Annotated in this window: 11 protein-coding genes; 1 reads left to right on the forward strand and 10 read right to left on the reverse strand. The window is 38.2% G+C overall.

The features are described from left to right. Positions 1 to 4 precede the first annotated feature (4 nt). The 5 genes from HMPREF9447_RS17405 to HMPREF9447_RS17425 all read right to left on the reverse strand — a co-directional run bounded on the left by HMPREF9447_RS17405 (position 5) and on the right by HMPREF9447_RS17425 (position 8,461). Complete coding sequence (locus HMPREF9447_RS17405; RefSeq protein WP_009131073.1) at positions 5 to 3,115, reverse strand: SusC/RagA family TonB-linked outer membrane protein; 3,111 nt, start codon at positions 3,113 to 3,115, stop codon at positions 5 to 7. 37 nt (positions 3,116 to 3,152) lie between these two features. Further along, positions 3,153 to 4,328: an AGE family epimerase/isomerase gene (locus HMPREF9447_RS17410; protein WP_044138427.1), complete on the reverse strand. Its 1,176-nt coding sequence runs from the start codon at positions 4,326 to 4,328 to the stop codon at positions 3,153 to 3,155. 85 nt (positions 4,329 to 4,413) lie between these two features. Beyond that, entirely contained in the window at positions 4,414 to 5,934 is a 1,521-nt protein-coding gene (locus HMPREF9447_RS17415) for an ADP-ribosylglycohydrolase family protein (protein ID WP_009131075.1), read from the reverse strand. Positions 5,935 to 5,951: 17 nt separating this feature from the next. Then, a complete protein-coding gene (locus tag HMPREF9447_RS17420; RefSeq protein WP_009131076.1) occupies positions 5,952 to 7,358 on the reverse strand; it encodes a sugar porter family MFS transporter in 1,407 nt (468 codons plus the stop codon). 2 nt (positions 7,359 to 7,360) lie between these two features. After that, positions 7,361 to 8,461: a DUF4434 domain-containing protein gene (locus tag HMPREF9447_RS17425; RefSeq protein WP_009131077.1), complete on the reverse strand. Its 1,101-nt coding sequence runs from the start codon at positions 8,459 to 8,461 to the stop codon at positions 7,361 to 7,363. 380 nt (positions 8,462 to 8,841) lie between these two features. On the opposite strand from HMPREF9447_RS17425, the gene HMPREF9447_RS17430 reads away from it, so the two are divergent. Beyond that, the gene (locus tag HMPREF9447_RS17430) at positions 8,842 to 10,053 is read left to right on the forward strand and encodes an ROK family transcriptional regulator (protein ID WP_009131079.1); all 1,212 of its coding nucleotides are present in this window, start codon (positions 8,842 to 8,844) and stop codon (positions 10,051 to 10,053) included. A gap of 2 nt (positions 10,054 to 10,055) precedes the next feature. Here the strand turns inward: HMPREF9447_RS17430 and HMPREF9447_RS17435 are convergent, their stop codons facing one another. The 5 genes from HMPREF9447_RS17435 to HMPREF9447_RS17455 form a co-directional block, all read right to left on the reverse strand. Then, positions 10,056 to 10,514, reverse strand: coding sequence for a WbuC family cupin fold metalloprotein (locus HMPREF9447_RS17435; protein ID WP_009131080.1), 459 nt, complete (start codon positions 10,512 to 10,514; stop codon positions 10,056 to 10,058). Next, on the reverse strand, positions 10,514 to 10,864 hold the full coding sequence (locus HMPREF9447_RS17440) for a UpxY family transcription antiterminator (RefSeq protein WP_044138336.1): 351 nt from the start codon (positions 10,862 to 10,864) through the stop codon (positions 10,514 to 10,516). Before HMPREF9447_RS17440 ends, HMPREF9447_RS17435 begins: the two co-directional genes overlap by 1 nt. Next, positions 10,840 to 11,952 (reverse strand): GNVR domain-containing protein, encoded by a 1,113-nt coding sequence (locus tag HMPREF9447_RS17445; RefSeq protein ID WP_009131082.1) that lies wholly within the window; start codon positions 11,950 to 11,952, stop codon positions 10,840 to 10,842. The genes HMPREF9447_RS17440 and HMPREF9447_RS17445 overlap by 25 nt, the downstream gene beginning before the upstream one ends. 9 nt (positions 11,953 to 11,961) lie before the next feature. Continuing rightward, positions 11,962 to 14,400, reverse strand: coding sequence for an SLBB domain-containing protein (locus HMPREF9447_RS17450; protein WP_009131083.1), 2,439 nt, complete (start codon positions 14,398 to 14,400; stop codon positions 11,962 to 11,964). 136 nt (positions 14,401 to 14,536) lie between these two features. Beyond that, entirely contained in the window at positions 14,537 to 16,213 is a 1,677-nt protein-coding gene (locus HMPREF9447_RS17455; RefSeq protein WP_009131084.1) for a polysaccharide biosynthesis protein, read from the reverse strand. Between the last annotated feature and the right edge of the window lie 135 nt (positions 16,214 to 16,348).

Raw genomic sequence — 16,348 nt, forward strand, 5'->3', positions numbered from 1 at the left:
TTTTTTAGAAAGTTACATTTAATCCAAATTCATACGTACGCTGTTGAGGATAGTATCCCTGATTTACACTTGGCATTTCAGGGTCCATGTGCTCCAGATGGGATAAAGTAAACAGATTACCACCAGCCACATAAGCACGAATTCTTTCAAAGCCAGCCTTTTTACTCCATTTCTTTGGTATGGTATATCCCAACTGAATAGATTTCAGACGTACATAAGAACCGTCTACTACCCACCAGGAAGAGAATTTTCCACCATTTGATCTCGAATCGATTCCTAAACGAGGATATTTAGCATCGGTATGATCCGGACGCCAAGCACCTTCCACTAAATAATAAGGAGTATTTCCATCAGCATAGAAAGGACGTGTATAGAATGTATCATCACGAATTCCACTACTATACAAACCGCATAAATTTACATCAAACAGAGCGGCACCTTGCAACAGCATATTAAAATCAAAACCTTTCCATTCAGCACCTAGATTCAAACCAAACATCATTTCCGGTGTATTGCTACGACCAATTGGAACCATATCCTGATCCCAGGTAATCTTACCATCGCCATTAATATCCTTCAGTTTGATATCACCGGGCAACGTCGGACCGAAAACAGCGCTATGGGCTATTTCTTCTTCCGATTGGAATAAACCATCTGCAACAAATCCCCAGTATCTTCCCATTGAGCCACCAGTAGCACGTTTATAATCAGGCACATTGGCATCTTCCGTCATTTTCAACACTTTGTTACGAGCCCAAGAAAGATTACCTCTTACGCGATAAGTAAAATCTCTTATCTGATTATTATGAGATAATACGAGCTCAAAACCACGGTTATCATGAGAACCATAATTGATATATGTTGGATAGTAAGATCCCAATGAAGGTGGGAAGTTGGCTGATTGCGACTCCAATGAACGGGTAGTCTTCATATAGAACACGTCCAATTCAACGCCTAACAAACCATTCCACATGCTGGATTCGATACCAATATTATAAGTATCAGTCAACTGCCACTTCAAAAGAGGATTTACCGGACTACTCAATCCCAAATATTTCTGAGGACTGGTACCGAATAATACTGTCGGGTCAGCTGATAAACTGGCTGTAGAGAAATAAGTCATCGTATTGCTAATGGCACGATCGCTACCCAAACGCCCTACAGATGCGCGAATCTTCAGATTTTCCATAAAAGGAACGGCTTCTTTAAAGAAATCCTCCTGAGAAAGTCTCCATCCTACCGAAACACCTGGGAATATACCCCATCTGTACTTCTTGGGAAGTGCTGTAGAAGCATCAATTCTACTGGTGAACTCTAACAAATATTTATCATCATAAGAATAGTTCAAACGAATTACATAACCGGCACGTTTAGCCTGACTGTGTCCGCCTTTCACCAAATCTTTATTCACCTCAAGTCCATAGTTTAAATCCATGATATCAGTTATAGGAAAATCCGTTCTGCCGGCAGACATACTGGACTCGTCTGTTCTAGAAAATTCATACAAGAATAATCCGGATACGGCATGCTTACCAAATTTGTTTGAGTACTCAAGAGCGGGTTGAATTGTATAACCTTCACTTTCTGTAAACCACTGATTCAAAGAAACTTTATTAGCAATTCTACCCGTTTCCACATTACCTTGCCGAGTAGTCTGATTCCAACCGTACACATCATAAGTTAAAAAGTACTTCTTCTGCATAGTATAATTCTTCAAATAAGAAGCATTCAACTTAACAGATAATCCTTTCACAAAAGGTAACTGATACTTCATGGCAATATTACCCTGGAAATATGTCTTCTTTACGTTATTATTACCAGACAAATCTCGTGCTGCAATAGGGTTGTTATTTCCATTACCAGCCGTATTTATACTGGCTATAGGCATTCCATCAGCCGTATAAGGCTTCAAGTAAGGATATGATAACAACGCTTGCTGGAAAATAGAAGCATAAGAACCTACCCCTGCAGAAGCCCCTGGCTCATCTTGCTCAGAAACATAACCCGATAAGTCAAGAGACAAATCAAAATTATCAGTAATCTTTGCATCCATGTTGGAACGGAAATTATACTTATCATAAGAAGTACGTTTAATGATACCTTCCTGATTGTATGCACCAACCGAAGCAAAGAACTTAATTTTTTCCGTACCACCAGAAACAGAAACATTGTTTGTATAGGTAGGAGCTGTATTACGGAATAACAAATCAAACCAGTCTGTATTTCCATAGATGTGCTCATTTTCTCCCGGGTTAGTAATGCGGTCTATTTCTTCAGGTGAGAATCTCAGGTTTTCCTCCGCAACTCCGTCCAAAAGCTGAGCCTTATTATACCAATAGGCATAATCCGGTCCATTCAGGAATTTCGGAAAATCAGTATTCTGACTCAATGTAAGCGATCCGTTATACGTTACGGTAGGCTTTTGGACAGCACCACGCTTCGTCGTAATAAGAATTACACCAGCAGCAGCACGCACACCATAAACAGCAGCAGCAGTCGCATCTTTCAAAATAGTAATAGATTCTACTTCGTCAGGAGAAAATGATGGAAAGTAATCAGTAATAACGCCATCAATAACAATCAATGGACTGCCATCTCCAGCACCATTACCACGGATGTACAAGTTAGCACCATCGGCTCCTGGCTGTCCGCTGCTCTGTTTGGAAATCAAACCGGGCAAACGGCCGGCCAGCATACCGGAAAGGCTTCCGCTTGGCGCCATCTTCAATTCTTTGTTATCAACTTGCGCAATAGCACCGGTCACATTTATTTTCTTCTGTGTACCGTATCCCACTACCACAACTTCATCCAACAAATTGGCATCTTCCTTCATTATCACTTTCAGAAGTTTTTTTCCTTTCAGTGGCAACTTCTGAGTGATATAGCCCACATAAGAGAAAGTCAAATGCGTATTAGCATTAGGTACCATAATCGAGAAATGACCGTTTACATCAGTAATAGCCCCCGTCTTTCCTCCTTCGGTTACAACGGATACGCCAATCAATGGAATGTCATTCTCATCAAACACATTACCCTCTACCTTAATTTGAGCATGTGCACTCATACTCAGCAAAGAGAATAATAAAAATAGCAAACAAAGATACTTGTTTTTCATATTACTAAAATTTAAAATTAGGAATTGTATTCTCATTTCATACGTTCTTAGTTATATCTTCTAATATTTGCCAGCATTGGTAAAGCCCTCTCGGAACATGGAAACAGCCTTTCCACTTTCCACCCTTCAGAGGCAATAGCACTTCACCTCTCCTATTCAGATAACCATACCATTCCGGGTATTCTTCATCTTTGAAATGGCTCCATGTGTATTCATGTACCTTTTCAAACCAGTCATGACATTGCTTATCTCCGGTCAGTTGATAACCTTTAAGCAATGAAATCAGGGTTTCTATATGAACCCACCACAATTTCTGGTCCCATTCTAGTTGTTGGGGTGGATAGCCTTTACGATCCATAAAATAGTAGAGGCCACCAAATTCTTTGTCCCAACCATAATCAATCATTCTCAAAGTAATGTTCTTTGCTTTTTCGATCAGGTCCGGACGGTTCAAACGAGTTCCAAGGTCCATAATGAACCACATAGCCTCAATATCATGCCCCGGAGTAACCTGGCGTCCTTCGAAAGAATCGGAAAGTTCTCCATTTGCCAGAACATTCTCTACAATAATGCCTCCAAGTTCCGGACGATAGAAAACTTCCATAACTTCATGAATACATACTTCCATCGTCTTTTCCAGACAACCCTTATCCAGCAAATGCTCTATTTCCATAGCCAGATTACATAGTATCATCGGCAAGGCAAAATTCTTCAAATTACGTGTAGCCGGATGAAGCTTATTCCATTTTCCTTTAGGATTATCCACTTTCGATAAGACAATATCAAAAGTCTTCTTAGCTATATCCGCATACTCCTGATTTCCAGTAGCCAGACTTAGTTGTCCAAATGCCATGGTGGCAAAAGTATATGAGAAAATATTATAAGGGTCAACCAATGGACGGCCTGTGCGATCCAAAGAAAAATACCAATTATAATTTCCATCATGACCATACTTTTTCAGGAACTCACCTCCCTGAATAGCACAGTCCAGCCATTCCTGACGTTTCTCCACCTTATTGTAAAGCATTGAAAACAACCACACTTCCCGACCTTGTAGCCAAACAAATTTATCTGTGTCAAAGACATTCCCTTTTCGGTCCAAGCAAGTAAAATATCCACCATATTCATGGTCCTGGGAGTGCTCCAACCAGAAAGGAAGAACATTATTCAAGAGTTCATCCTTGTACTGATTCGCTAATTTCTTAAAATCCATCATCTTCATTAGTTTTTTAGACAGGAGACTGGAAACGTTTTTTATCCGGCATGCATCTAAACCAGTCTCCTCATATTTTTTTTAATTATTTATCTGTCGTGTAGGTGATGACATCTCTTACCCAAATGTCAGCACCTTTTACAGGATTTATCCATTTGCAAGTCACCGTATATTTATCGTAAGGTTGCACATAATTGAAGAACAATTCATGTTTACGGTGATTATACTTCAATGGAAGCTTGCACACTTCTATCAATTTATCATTGAAGTAAACTTCTAATTCAGCAACATATTCTTCGGGAACATTTTCACCTTTAAGTTCTCCTTTGATTACAGCTCCTGTTCCTTCAAATTCTATTGGCGGGAAATTGGCAATCCAATTATCCACAACCACTCTCTTATCGAGTTTCAAACCTTCAAAACTAATTTCCAATTTTGCAGGAACCGGCTTTTGGAAATTGATCTTTACTTCACTTCCAGAAATCTTCCCACCTTCTTTTTCTATCATTTGTAAAGCATGTCCATAACTCAACTCAGAACCTTTATTAAAGCTCACAGTATTATTGAAAGGCATATCTTCAACAATTACCATTTCCGCCTTATATTTCTCCGGAAGACGATTATAGCCAAGCATGGTTCCCAAAATACCTCCGGAAGAAGCCGGATTACAGTCGGAATCTTGTCCTGCACGTGTAGAAATATCAATTGTCTTTTCAAAGTCGCCCTGTCCGTAAAGCAATCCCAAAATGATATAGGCTCCATTTACATAAGTTTCAATGTTAAAAGGTACCTCAACACCATCGGGACAAGCTATATCGTTGGTTCCCCACTTTTTCTCAATCTCTTCCCAACACTTTTTCCAATTAGTCGGATATTGTTTATGCCAGTTGATAACATCAGTCATACACGCATGAAAACGGCTTTCCCGGGGAATAACTTTCAATCCTTCTGTCACGATATACTCGATGTCATCACTCACATAAGCCAAAGAATACATCGCTGCTACATATACACCACCATACCATCCATCTCCGTATGCCATGATATGCCCAACACGGTCACAAATTCCCACTGCACTGTTCACCATACCAGGAGACATAATACCTGCAAAATCAGCTTCTATCTGGAAATCCAGACAATTGGCATGAGGATTATTTTTCCAATATCCACTGGCATGGGGAGGCAAGCCTTGTAACAGGTTATAACGAGCCTGCTGGTTTGCATGACACAACGGATATTCTTTAGCCAAGAATGCGGCTGCAAAAGAATCGACCGGAGCATCCAATCCACACCTTTCAAAGGTCTCTACAAATGTCAGATCTACGTAAACATCATCATAAAGCCCACCACCACCATCAAACCATTTCTTTATTTCACCATTTCCCCACGGTATAAGTACAGAATCAGGAATTATGGTAGATAAATACTGAAACTCAGTTGGACCACCATAAGTACATCCTAAGATTTGCCCAGCCCAAGCACCTTTTACTTTATCAAATAGTACATCTTTCGATAAGGTGAGGTTTAGGTTCTCTTTTTGAGAAGTACCACACGAGCATAATGCCGTAATAAGACAGCCGCTCAATAAAAAATTTCTAATCTTCATTCTATATAATATTAAGGTCAATTTTTAGTTGTCATCCAGTAACGCTCAATCTCTTCCAAAGACTTTCCAGTTGTTTCAGGAACAAGTTTCCAAACAATCAGCATATAAGGTACACACATGATTGCAAACAGCAGGAATGTTCCGGCGGGGGTAAGATTCTGGAGCATCCAGGGGGTTAACTGTCCAATCAGGTATGTACCTATCCACAAAGCAAAGCCGGCAATGGACATGGCGAGTCCTCGTACCCGGGTCGGGTACATTTCAGAAAGAAGCACAAATACCACAGCACATATAGACACGGCACAACAAAATACATAGAAGAGGAAAAAGACCAGAAGGAAAATACTGGAAATTCCCCAAGATTCGCCATAGATAAAGTAAGTCGCAATTAGTATTAAAGAAACTACCATACCAGACACACCATAATAAACCAACTTCTTGCGACCTACCTTATCAATAATAACGAGAGCCAATATAGTAGTCAATGTATTCACCAAACCTACCAAAACTTGATAAAATAAAGAATCACCTCCGGATAAACCAGCATTCTCAAAAATAGCTGGTCCATAGTACAAAACCGCATTCACTCCCATAAACTGTCCCAGCATGGCTATACATACACCTATAATAACAGCTTTCCTAATACCGGGTTGCAATAAGAGGCGCCATTCAGACTTGGACTCAGAAGTTATTACAGATTTAGTCTCTGTCAATTGAAATAAAGCTTCTTTGGAAGAAACATATATTCTTTCGAGAATATCCGTAGCCTTTTCTTCCCTCCCTTTCAAGATTAGCCAGCGAGGACTTTCAGGAATAAAAAAGATAATAATAAAGAACAGTATGGCAGGTAGTGTTTCCATACCTAACATTCCTCTCCACACTTCTGTTACAAATATCAGGCTCCACCATCCTGTAGTAACATCGGGATTACTTGTGGAATATCCCAGAAGCTGATAATTCACAAGATAAGCACCTAAAAATCCAATTGTAACCGCCAACTGATACAAGGAAACTAAACGTCCACGATATTGTGCCACAGCTACTTCTGAAATATAAAGTGGAGAAATGATAGAAACGACTCCTATTCCGACACCACCTATAATCCGATAGACCACCAATTGATTAAAGTCCATACATACAGCACAACCAATGGCAGATGTGGAAAATAAAATAGCTGAAAGGATCATAGTAGATTTTCGTCCGAACTTATCACTCAAAATACCTGCAAAAAGTACTCCGATAATAGATCCGACCAATGCACACCCTACATACCATCCTTGTTGTAAGGCATCCAGTCGAAACTGTTCTGTTACTTGAGCAATAGTACCGGAAATAACAGCAGTATCATATCCGAATAAGAAACCGCCCAAGGCCGCCACTACTGAAAGGAAAACTAAATAGCCTAAATTAATTGTCGACTTCATTTCTATTTTATATTAAAGTATTCTTTATATCTATTATACAGATGCCCTGCTTGCAGATATGCAGATTGCGGACTCATAAAGTGAGAAAATTCAAAAGTTATAGCTTTATCATATCCAGCTCTTGTAGCTGCCTCTAACTTCATTCGGAGTTTATCGAACTTTATCGGCAAAAAGTTAATCGGCATATCACGATCAAATGTTTCTGCATTTGTCCAACATTTCATTCCATATTTATCTGCCAGCTTTTTATTAACAGTGAAAAAAGCATCCAATTCATCATAATCAATGTGTCCATCCTGAAAAGCACAGGCATCAACAACTTCATGAATTCCATCAAATATTTCATTCCATTCTTTTTCATGCTCCTGAACAGAAACAGCATCTTCTTTGGTTAATTGACCTGTTCCCATTACAGCTTTCTTGCCATCAATCCAAGGAGATATGAAAGTCGGCAAACCGCCGGACACATCTTTACACTGTTTTCCCATCGCACGGAAAGCATCAATGGCACCTTTCGTTTTACGGCTAATCTCACCACTTATATACCATCCACCAAAACTTTTATATTTTTCGCCATACAAGTTCCAGACTTCATCAATCACATATTTATTATCTTCGACTTCACAAGATAAATCACCCGTATCCCAATATTTACCAGAATCATATAAACCAAAGTAAAACTTCATCTGATACTTCTCTGCCAAACGAAGATACATATCGACCAAATCAATAGACGGCATATAACATCCTTTACCAAGCAAATATTTAGAAGGATAGGTCATAAATTTACGATAACCGGAACGAATCATGATAACAGTATCAATTCCAATGCTTTTCATATGACGAAAATCCTGCTCCCACTCTTTTTCACCCCAATTCTGATGAGGAATATCATGAGAGATTTCATCTAAGAAAGTTCCCGTAATCTTCAACCCATTATCCTTAGGAATAATAAATCTATTGGCATCTGGACCATTCTTGGTTGCCGGGGAGGACAAGGTATTTTCTCTCTCTTCCGTTGCCAGCAATCCAGGAGCCACCAAAGCAGAAGCTCCCATCAGTGCGGCCCTTTTAAAAAAATCCCTGCGACTACTTGTTTTCATAGCTTTTCTTTTATATAATATATATGTTAACCTATCGAATACTAAGTTTAACCTTTATTATAATTAAGGTTACTACCATTATAACACGATGCAAATATAGATATATTTATTAAATAAACAATAGATAATAAATAATTTTATTATCAAAATCATATAATTCTTTGCATTTAATTATATAGCACCATATTATTAACCAATAATAAAGATGAAAACAGAAGAAACATGAACTAAATATAAAAGGAGAAGAAAGAAAAAAAGAATGATATAGTGATTATAAGCTAAAATAAAAGAAGAAATAATATTCTTTTTCATCCAGAAAGATTGAATTTAATAAAAATATTAATTATATTTGTAGTCAATAATGAAATTAACAAAGAGATATGTATCAGCAATTCCTAAAAGAAATAGAAATGGGGTCTAAAAATGCCCTCATAAAAAAAAGGATTATTACCTATTATATATATAATGGTAGTTCTACAATCCCTGATCTTTCAAAAGAGTTAGATTTGAGTATTCCCACAGTCACAAAATTAATTGGCGAAATGTTTGAGGAAGGTTATATTAATGATTATGGAAAGTTAGAAACAAGTGGAGGACGCCATCCACATTTATATGGCTTAAACCCTCAATCCGGATACTTTATTGGAGTAGATATAAAAAAGTTTTCAATAAATATCGGATTAATCAATTTTAAAGGGGATATGGTAGAACTTAAGATGGATATTCCATATATCTTTGAAAATTCCCTGGAGGGGATGAATGAGCTCTGTAACCTTATTCTTGACTTCATTAAGAAACTTACCATTGATACCGAAAAAATATTAAACATCAATGTAAATGTATCAGGCCGGGTAAATCCTGAATCTGGATATAGTTTCAGCCAATTCAACTTTGAGGAGCGCCCGCTTGCAGATGTATTAAGTGAAAAATTAGACTATACTGTGACCATTGATAATGATACCCGAGCAATGACTTATGGAGAATATATGCAAGGATGCGTAAAGGGAGAGAAAGATATCATCTTTGTAAATGTCAGCTGGGGATTAGGAATAGGAATCATTATCGATGGAAAAATCTATAAAGGAAAATCGGGATTCTCAGGAGAATTCGGCCATGTGAACACATTCGATAATGAAATTATTTGCCATTGTGGCAAGAAAGGTTGCTTGGAAACAGAAGCTTCCGGATCGGCACTACATCGCATTTTATTAGAACGCATACTTAAAGGAGAGAATTCCATTCTATCCAACCGTATAAATATGGAAAATCCACTAACACTAGATGAGATTATAGCTGCAGTGAATAAGGAAGACCTACTATGTATTGAAATTGTAGAAGAAATCGGTCAGAAGCTAGGCAAACAAATAGCAGGACTTATAAATATCTTTAATCCTGAATTAGTCATCATCGGAGGAACATTGTCTTTGACCGGAGACTACATCACTCAACCCATAAAAACAGCAGTACGAAAATATTCCCTGAACCTCGTAAATAAGGATTCAGCCATTACAACTTCTAAATTAAGAGATAAGGCCGGCATTGTAGGTGCATGCATGTTAGCGCGAAGCCGAATGTTTGAAGGTGCTAATTAAAATCAAACCTCCAACATCCGTTTCATATACACAGCTGCACTTTCCAAGTCGGAAGGTGCAGGCGCCCAAGGTGCAATATCTTCAAGAGGAAGTGGCCGATAAGGGCCACTTTTTATTTCAAAAATTACAGTACCTGATTCCAAAGCGATAATACTATGCCAGGTACCAGAAGGTATTTCCAGACCGTAAACTCCGGCTGACGGACTCAAATTTACTTTTTCAGTCACATTACCCAAGTCATCATAAAAAAATGCCAACAGACTTCCGCGTAACACAACATAAGTTTCTTCCTTATCTCTATGGCGATGAGGCGGAAGATAAGTTCCCGGCTCTAACGCATTAAGCAAACGATGGATAGGCGCATCCAATGACTCATGAAAATTATAATTCATACGCAGACGAGGACTCTCTTGCGCCTCATGAGTAACACCGTCCAATAGTTCTTCGGAAATCAGCTTCATCACCATTTCAATAATTGAGCAAACTTCCCAGGAAGATTTGCCTTATCCGACACAATAGAAAGCTCTTTACCGTCAGCATTCACTAAGAAAGCTGCTTTTTGAGAAGCCACAACAGAAGCCATAGCTTTCAAATCCCCTTCTACAAAAACACAACCGGAGAAAAAAGGCACAATAAGTTCCTTTGTTTTTCCATTCCAATTCACATAAACTGTTTGCATAGGACAATAAGTCTTATATCCGGCAACATTCAAATACCGCATCAATTTACGTTCTAATCTTGGTGCTGTATATAGAACATACCAGCAACGCGCATTTTCATCCATCATCATATTGTTGTTTGCTTTTTCCATCCTTTCAATAAATCCTTAACAAATAAAATCCAACCTACACTACCTACTCCAGCTAAGAAAATAAAACCAATCAAAATCATAATTTTATTTGGTTTTGCAGGACGCAAGGGAACCGATGCCGGTTGCACAACTGTGTATACCGGAGTAATTTCTTGCACCTTAGCTTTAGCCATCTGTAACTGTTGGGCAACTTGAGTATATACATTATATGCCAAATTCATTTCATTTTGCAAGCGCTCCTGTTCTGCACGATAACTTAACAAAATAATATTTTGGTTAGCATCTACAAAAGATGCATATTTAGCTTGTGCAGTAGTATAATTATCTTTAGCTTCTTTATAAAGTTTCTCTGTAAAAGCTAAATCATGGCGCGCTTTATTTGTTCGATAATCTGTAATATAGTTCTGCAAACAACGCATCACCGTATCCGTCAATGAAGCAGAAATCAGCGGATCCTGCATTGTAACAGACAAAGTCGTAACCCCTGTTTTCTTATCAACTGAAACTGAAATACGTTTACTCAATGCATCCGCAATTGCAGCTTCATCTCTAGTAAGTCTGAATGGATCTACTTTTGCAGACACTCCTTCTTCTCCTTCATCCTTAAATAAAGAAATCACCCAACCTAATGCCTTAAAAGGAGCCGAAGTGATAGCGCCCCACCAAGGTCCACGTTGATACTTATCCAAATATGCATAAAGAGTAGTATCAATCTTATCTTTTTGATCTTTCACTTTTACATCAAAGAGCTCAATTAAAAAAGGAGTAGAACTCACAATATCAGGATAAAGTTCTGGTGAAAGCGCATCTTCACCACTGGAAGTTCCTAAATTAATACCTGCCATAGCCGCCAGTGCCCCCATACTACCACCGCCTGACTTACTTCCAGTTTCTGGTGCCAGAGTTACACTTGTTGAGTATTCTTTCGGGATACTGAATGCCACAATCAGCCCTACCAGTACAGCATACCCACATGCTTTAAAAACCAGTTTTCTACTTGCCCATACCTTCTGAGCAAGTTCAATCAAATCAATTTCCTGCTCTTCAGGCTGTTGAGGAGTTGTATTCGGTTTGTTTTCTTCACTCATAACTTCTATTTACTTAAAGAGGTTAACCATGGTTGCAATCATAGCAGCAATGGAAGCAGTTGTACTACCCATACCCAATATTTCAGCTGTACTCATCCGTTTCTTTTCTTCTTTACTCGGAACTATAATTTCGCATCCTGGCTCTATAGCCTTTCTATCCCGAGCTTTCAGACGAGATACTGTACCATTCATATATACAACATAAGCTTTCTTCTTCTTAGCCATATTTCCATAACCACCTGCCTGATTTATATAATAACGCAAGCTTTCACCTTTCTTATACAAGACAGTGTTAGGATACATAACGGCTCCACTAATTTTCACAGTATTTATATACTCAGGAATAAATAAAATATCTCCTTCACGTAGGACTAAATCAAAATCACTGCCCGGATTAGATATAGCTTTTCCCAGATCAATACCTACAGTATAGGTATCTGATATATTCAATTTTTCAACAGAAATAGAGTCTTTACCCTCTCCCATCCGTGCCATTCGGACAGCATCTGCCTGGCGGCGTTGTTCTTCCTCTGTCATTCTACGAATCAAACGCGCCCCTTTCACATAAGCATCAGGAGTTACTCCACCAGCTTTTGAGACCAAATCAGATAAGCGCTCATTCTTTTTTATTAAAGCATAATTACCGCCAAAAAGAACTTCACCTGCAACAACTACGTTCTGTTGTTTACGATACGCAGGACTTTTACGAACATATACTTCATCAAATGGTTCCAAATAGAAATTATCTTCTCCCCCGACTACCAAACCATCTTTAACATCAAAAGAGAACGTTTTTCCCAAAACACTGCTGAAAGAGGTACTCTTGGGATCTTTTATGCGACGGGTTACATCTACCTTTGTCGTCGCTGCTGCTTCCAGTAATCCACCAGCCTGAATGAGCAAGTCTTCAATAGTCATCTTATTTGAGAAAAGGAATGTACCTGGATTTGCTACTTCACCATGGATAGATATAGTCTCTTCTTCTTTCAAATCATTGATACTTGGTATATACAGAATATCATTTTTCTGCAAAGGAATATCAGCAACAGTTCCTTTCATCATACCAGCCAAATCAATCGCAATAATCTCATGAGATAAATCTTCATGTTCACGATCCAAAAGCACGCGATTCAGGAAAGCATCACCTCTCACACCTTCAGCTCTCTTTATTAATTGTTTCACTGTATTTACCGTACCACTCAATTCATATAAACCGGAACGGTAAACAGCACCACGAATTTCCACACGATTTTCAAAACGCTTCAAAACACCATCTACAGAGATTGAATCCCCATCATCCAAACGGAAAACAGAATAGTCCATCTCATCAACATTATACACCTGATGTTCACGCCCACTCTTACGTATTATACGGACTGCTTTCTTATAGGCATCTCCGGTAAAACCACCTGAATAATCCAAGATAGTAGCCACTGTCTCAGTTGGTTTCATTTCATAGAACATAGGACGTTTTACCTTACCAGTAATTCGCACCAAAGATTCATAAGGATTAACTATAATCACATCACCTTCTTGAAGGCGTATATCATCCTTCATCTTACCTTTCATCAAGTAGTCATATACATCCAGATCGGCAACCGTCTTGCCATCGCGAATTACCTTAATGCTACGCAAGCTACCTATTTTATTAACACCACCAGCACGATACAAAGCATGGAATACAGAAGAGAATGAAGATAATGTATAAGTTCCCGGAACAACTACCTCACCCATTATATTAATCTGTATAGTTCGAATATCTCCTAAGGTTAATTTTATTTGAGAGTTAGGTTCATTGCCGGATATTCCAGAATATATTTTCGAAAACTCACGTTGCAAATATGCATTAGCATCCTTTACTGTCATTCCACTCAACTGAACAGGTCCCAAGCCACTGACAAGGATAGTACCTTCCGGTGAAATGCTTTGACGGATTGTATTCTCTGAAGCCCCCCAGATATCAATAATAACCTCATCACCAGGTCCTAAACGATAATTTACCGGAGTAGCCAAATTAATACTAGGCTCAAATGTCAAGTTTCTGTTAGTAAATAAATCATGACCAAAGATTTGAGGAGCACTAATTTTTGTAGTAATAGCACTATCTGGTTTCAGTTCAAAAGTTTCACCAGCCAAATCTAGCTCAGATAATTCAGAAGTTCCTCCCCGAGGAGCTCTGCCATCAACAAGAGTACGTTGGCGCAGTTGCGTAGACACATCACTGGATTTACTAATAGAACTATTTCCTGAATATTTCTGCTGTATCCTGGTAACCTGTTCTTTAGTCACTCCCCTACGTAACAACTCTGTAGAAATCTGTTTCTGCGATTTTCCACTTTTATTTGCTTCTTTTACGTATTGAATAACTTGATCATCCGACATCTGTTGGGCTATAGCCATCCCAGACAGGACGAAAATTAAGAAAAAGAGTGTTATTAATCTGCGCATAAGTATTGGACTAATATTTAGTATTCTTAATAATTAAATTTAAATCGGGCACAAAGGTAGCATATTATTTCATAACGCCCATTTATTTTACATCTAAATTTTGGAAAAAGAATTTAAAACGGTCTCTATCAGCACCTCAGACCTCTATTGAAGATTCCGCAATGCTTGAAATTATTTTTTTCATTTCGTTAATTATTGTCAGAGATTCACATGATTCACTATTTTCAATCAAAGAAGCAACCTGTTTACACGCCACATCAGTCCCAGCAATGGTTTCCTTACTTTTTTTCACTCTCACACAGCATGTAGGCTCGTTTTCCAATGTTCCTTCATCTTCAAATACATATATATCACCATTTTCCCCAATATCTCCCACTTCCAATATCAATTGACATGCTTCCGACAATGTCATTAGACTACGAGGAGCATCCGGATACACATCTGCAAAACGAATTATAACTAATTTAGTAGCAAGTTTTTCCTGTACGATTTTTTGAGAAAGACCTTGAATGTAAATTTCCGCTAAGCGTTTACTATATCCCATTACATGAACTGGCGCAAAGGCATGATCAGTAGAAATCATCATACATTTATATACTTTATATTTCATCGCCAGATCTGCAATATTTTTAGTACCGGCCACATTAACCTGAACAGCCTCAGTAACATAATCTTCCAGCATACAAATATTCTTGTAAGATGCAGCATGAAACACCAACTGTGGCATATACTGTTTAAAAATAGCTTCCATACGACTATAATTCACAACATCAGCCACTAATACCCGTACCTCGAGATTTTTCCAATTATCCGATAATTCTAATTGAATATCATACAAAGGAGATTCTGCCTGATCAATCAAAATCAACTGATACGGATTAAGCGCAGCTAGCTGACGAACGATTTCCTGTCCTACAGCACCAGCAGCGCCCGTTATCAATACCCGATGCCCTTCAACATAGGCCGCTATTTTACGAATATCAACCTGAACCGGCTCACGACGGAGCCAATCTTTTATATGGATATCTTTTATAATTCCATCGTTCAGACAATCACTCAAAGGAGGCACAGTCATCACATTAATCTCTTCAGCCAATATCCGTCCCATTGCACCAGATGACTCCAAATCCACCAGCTTATCCGGTGATACAATAATTGTATGTACTTTCTTCTTTCTCAAGTGCTCAAACAACCTATTATCGTTAGCATACACTCTACATCCCATCGTATGTTTACCTATCATCCACGGCTCGTCAGAAATGAAGCCACATATACGATAATGATTGTTCCGGCTTACACGCATAGATTTAGCTATATTTACCCCAGCACCGCGAAAGCCATATATAAACACATTAACGCAATGCCTATTATCAAAGGACAAGGTCTCATGCAGCATCTTCACCAAAATACGCAAACACACCATAAATGTAAAATTAAGAATATATGCAATGAAGATAATCCCGCTAGGCAATGTCTCTCCTAGCCCAAAAGCCGACCAACAAAAATTCCCTATGCCTAGTACTCCATAGCTTATCGTAAGAGAAATGAACACCCTGTAAACATCCACAAATGAAGAAAAGCGAATAACTCCGACATATGTGCAGAAAACAGAAAAGAAACACAGATTACAAAATAGAGAGAAAAAAATCATCCACACATACAATGACGTTTTATATGTCATAGATGATACTCCTAATTGGAGAATACATGCTAAAAGCATAGAAATCACCACCAAACAAATATCAACAGCCAAAATGGTCCATCTTGAAGCGATACGGGATGAGAAATTCTTATAATAAATTTTTAAATTCATAATTATTGTCATATTTTAGATTGACAAAAGTATTTGCAAAGATGTATTTTTTAGTTCGATAAAACAATTTTTTCAAAAGAAAAAATGACAGAATAAATAGAGTGAATAGTAGTAAGAAAGATTTTCTCAAAAAAA

The organism is Bacteroides oleiciplenus YIT 12058 (genome assembly GCF_000315485.1).
GTDB classification, from domain to species: Bacteria; Bacteroidota; Bacteroidia; order Bacteroidales; family Bacteroidaceae; genus Bacteroides; species Bacteroides oleiciplenus.

What these genes read in the sequence shown, in the direction of transcription:
- HMPREF9447_RS17405 (WP_009131073.1), bottom strand. Translation starts at nt 3,115, where the DNA reads ATGAAAAACAAGTATCTTTGTTTGCTATTTTTATTATTCTCTTTGCTG.
- HMPREF9447_RS17410 (WP_044138427.1), bottom strand. Translation starts at nt 4,328, where the DNA reads ATGGATTTTAAGAAATTAGCGAATCAGTACAAGGATGAACTCTTGAAT.
- HMPREF9447_RS17415 (WP_009131075.1), bottom strand. Translation starts at nt 5,934, where the DNA reads ATGAAGATTAGAAATTTTTTATTGAGCGGCTGTCTTATTACGGCATTA.
- HMPREF9447_RS17420 (WP_009131076.1), bottom strand. Translation starts at nt 7,358, where the DNA reads ATGAAGTCGACAATTAATTTAGGCTATTTAGTTTTCCTTTCAGTAGTG.
- HMPREF9447_RS17425 (WP_009131077.1), bottom strand. Translation starts at nt 8,461, where the DNA reads ATGAAAACAAGTAGTCGCAGGGATTTTTTTAAAAGGGCCGCACTGATG.
- HMPREF9447_RS17430 (WP_009131079.1), top strand. Translation starts at nt 8,842, where the DNA reads ATGTATCAGCAATTCCTAAAAGAAATAGAAATGGGGTCTAAAAATGCC.
- HMPREF9447_RS17435 (WP_009131080.1), bottom strand. Translation starts at nt 10,514, where the DNA reads ATGAAGCTGATTTCCGAAGAACTATTGGACGGTGTTACTCATGAGGCG.
- HMPREF9447_RS17440 (WP_044138336.1), bottom strand. Translation starts at nt 10,864, where the DNA reads ATGGAAAAAGCAAACAACAATATGATGATGGATGAAAATGCGCGTTGC.
- HMPREF9447_RS17445 (WP_009131082.1), bottom strand. Translation starts at nt 11,952, where the DNA reads ATGAGTGAAGAAAACAAACCGAATACAACTCCTCAACAGCCTGAAGAG.
- HMPREF9447_RS17450 (WP_009131083.1), bottom strand. Translation starts at nt 14,400, where the DNA reads ATGCGCAGATTAATAACACTCTTTTTCTTAATTTTCGTCCTGTCTGGG.
- HMPREF9447_RS17455 (WP_009131084.1), bottom strand. Translation starts at nt 16,213, where the DNA reads ATGAATTTAAAAATTTATTATAAGAATTTCTCATCCCGTATCGCTTCA.